This window comes from Frankia sp. CoWAU3 (assembly GCF_977971855.1).
Genome location: NZ_CDWWXB010000211.1, coordinates 1 through 2,173 on the forward strand (window position 1 = coordinate 1; position 2,173 = coordinate 2,173).

Here is a 2,173-nt window from a genome sequence, read left to right on the forward strand (position 1 = left end):
CCGGCCGGGCATTCGGCGAGCCCTCCCACGACATCACCGAACACTTACGTCGTTCCAGCACGGTCAGCCGCTGGGAATCTAGCTCACCATGTTCCAGAGCAGTCAGCGCTGCCGGCATGCGGCGGACGACGCCGACCGCGAAACCCAACTGTTTGTTTCCCGCCGCTGATGACATTCTCAGCTCGGCGGCCAGTTCGTCTCCCGCGAACTCGTGAAATCCCCTGGCAACCCCGCTCTCATCCTCTTCCGTGGGCGGCCGTAGCTGCGCGAACCTCGCTCTCACGAGCAGCCGTGCCGCCTCCCAGCGCGCGATCTCCCGACCGATCTCCACATCTGCCCGGAGGCATCCGTCCGCGTCGAGTTCAGCTACACGATGACCATAAACCATCGATTAGTCCAGATGACGGGAAAGAGAACCACGGTCGTCGACTCCGGTGTCGCGGGGGCCCAGGGCCTCTGCTTCCTCGCGTGGGCTGGACTCGCCTGAACTGGACTCGCCCGGACTGGACTGTGAGCCGGGCCGAAGCGATGAACCGGGTCTGGTCACTGGATGCATCATGCCGCCTGTCATGGGCGCGTAGAGGGAGCGGTTGGATCTGCCGGCAGGAATCGCCGCCGATCCGCCTGAACACTCTGGTCATCGAACGTGTGTTCGAGTATAGTACTCGCTGGCACCGTTCATCAAGTCCATCGTCATCAAGTCCGTCGTCTCGGCTGTCGAGCAAGCTCGACAGCCGAGCAAGGAGGTGGAAGGTGCTGAACGCCCAGGTCGCGCCGCCGCGGCGGCTCCTCCGCGGGGCGCGCTGACGGCGCTCGTCGCCCTACGGAGCGCTCGGCGACGTCACCCGGGCCACGCCGGCGACCGACGATGGCGCTCACATGATCGATACCATGGGTGTCCTCGCGGTGGAGCCGGCGTGTCACCGACGCGGGAGGCAGGACGTAGGTTCGGAGAAGATTTCGCGAACGGTGTGGGAAGAGGGACAGGACAGTGCCGAGGGAGACGGGGCGCAGACTGATCGCGCAGAACAAGCGCGCCCGGCATGACTACGACATCCTCGACACCTACGAGGCTGGGCTGGTGCTCCGTGGCACCGAGGTGAAGGCGCTGCGGGCCGGGCGGGCCTCGCTCGTCGACGGGTTCGCCCAGATCAACGATGGTGAGATCTGGCTGCACAACGTGCACATCCCCGAGTACACCGAGGGGACCTGGACGAACCACGCTCCCCGCCGCAAGCGCAAGATGCTGCTGCACCGGGCGGAGATCGAAAAGCTGGTCGGTAAGACCCAGGAGGGTGGGCTCACGCTGGTCCCGCTCTCGCTCTACTGGAAGGACGGGCGGGCGAAGATCGAAATCGCGCTGGCGCGTGGCCGCAAGTCCTACGACAAACGGCACGCGATCGCGGAGCGGGACGCGGCCCGGGAGATCGGCCGGGCGATGGGCCGCCGAGCCAAGGGGCGCTACCTCTGACTAGCCAGCCGTCCATGACACCGTCCGTGGTGCCGCCGATGTTCCCGTCGTCGTTATCTCGTCGTCGTGCCGCGGATTCGCCGGTTCCGGCAGCATCCGGGTCGCCGTGACCGCCTCCGACGGCGACCGGCTGGCGCAGTTCGAGGCCCTGCTGAGCGCCCAGGGTAAGGCGGTGCTGGCGGCGGCGGTCGCGGCATTTGCCGAGGATGAGCGTGCCGGTGGAGGCGCGGCCCGGGAACTGGCTGTCGGTGCCCGCCTGCGCGCCGAGGGCGTGTCCCCCGCGCTCCTCGCCGCCGCGTTCACTCAGGCGGAGCTGAGGCGGCGCGCGATGGTCAAGTTTGCTCGGGCCGATCGGATGTTCTTCACCCGAGCCGGGTTGGAACAAGCGTCCTCGCAAGCGGCGGCCGAGCATCGGGTCGCGCGGTTCGCCGGTCTGTGCCGGCTCGCCGACCTGTGCACGGGGATCGGCGGGGACGCGTTGGCCCTCGCGCGGGGCCGGGAGATCATGCTCGTCGACCGGGATCCGGTTCATCTGCGGATGGCCGCGCTCAACGTCGCCGTCCACGCGGTCGAGGGCACGACGGCGCTGCCCACGACCGCGCCGCCCACGGGATCGACCGTGCCGACGGGATGCCTCGAGACGCGCCTGTCCGACGTGCGGGAGGTGGACCTCTCCGGATGCGACGCCGTGTTCGTCGATCC

At 68.2% G+C, this 2,173-nt stretch carries 1 protein-coding gene and 2 pseudogenes; 2 read left to right on the plus strand and 1 reads right to left on the minus strand.

Annotated features, from left to right (window positions below; genetic code table 11):
- Positions 1 to 331 (minus strand): annotated as a pseudogene (locus AC08ON_RS15485) (hypothetical protein); the annotation flags it as partial.
- Between the two features lie 660 nt (positions 332 to 991).
- Here AC08ON_RS15485 and smpB point away from each other — a divergent pair.
- Both smpB and AC08ON_RS15495 read left to right on the plus strand, forming a co-directional pair.
- On the plus strand, positions 992 to 1,471 hold the full coding sequence (gene smpB, locus AC08ON_RS15490; RefSeq protein WP_085003355.1) for an SsrA-binding protein SmpB: 480 nt from the start codon (positions 992 to 994) through the stop codon (positions 1,469 to 1,471).
- A 106-nt stretch (positions 1,472 to 1,577) separates the two neighbouring features.
- Positions 1,578 to 2,173: pseudogene (locus AC08ON_RS15495) on the plus strand (class I SAM-dependent methyltransferase); the annotation flags it as partial.